General features: G+C 52.1%; 1 protein-coding gene. It reads left to right on the top strand.

What is annotated here, in order from left to right:
• On the top strand, positions 1–965 hold a 965-nt coding region (locus A3761_RS25250), incomplete at both ends, for a Tn3 family transposase (protein ID WP_156492127.1).

Below are 965 nucleotides of genomic sequence, written 5' to 3'. Positions count from 1 at the left end.
GCGAATACTTGGAACGTTCGGACAATCGGGACGTGATACTGCGCCCGAAAGGCGGCAAACACCTTTGGCGGTTGCCTACAGCCAGTAAGAAACACCTGGTGAATAATCCGTTCTTCCAACAAATGAGAGCGATCAGCGTTGCCGATGTCTTGCGCGTGGTGGATCAGGATACCGGATTCATTGACGACTTCGAGCATGTGCTGGGCATGAACTCGAAAAGCCGTCAATACGAAGTGGACCTGTTGGCGATCTTGATCGCCAATGCCACTAATCAGGGCATCTATGGCATCGCTCAGATCTCCGATCGGACCTATGATCAGCTCAGCACTATCCAGGCGAACTACCTTCGGCTGGAAACCCTGAATGCGGCCAATGACCGTATCAACAACGCTACCACACGACTGAGCATCTTCAAGCACTACAACATCCAGGATGACAGTCTGCATGCCAGTGCCGATGGTCAGAAGTTCGAAGCCAAGCGCGAGACGTTCCGTACACGGTATTCCTCAAAATACTTCGGTACCAGCAAAGGCGTCTCGGCGGTCAGTCTGAATGCCAATCATATGGCCATCAATGCCCGGGTTATCGGCGCCAACGAACATGAATCCCATTACATCTTTGACCTGTTGATGAACAACAGTACTGAGATTATCCCGGACATGCTCTCAACTGACACTCATGGGGTAAATCATGTGAACTTTGCCTTGCTCGATCTGTTCGGTTATCGGTTCGCCCCCCGATATGCCCGGGTTGGCAAGGTCATCAATGAGCTGTTCAACATCACCGAAGACGAAAATCAGCGCGTGAAACTATCGTTGCGCAAGCCGATCAACACGAAACGCATCATAGACCACTGGGACACCATCCAGCGGATCGCAGTCTCTCTAGCCCAGCGGAAAACCAGCCAAGCTACGTTGGTGCGTAAACTCTCCGGCTACAAGCACAACCACCCGTTACTGGAGGCT

The sequence above is a fragment of the Oleiphilus sp. HI0123 genome (genome assembly GCF_001635315.1).
This window is presented reverse-complemented; position numbering and strand designations above follow the sequence as displayed.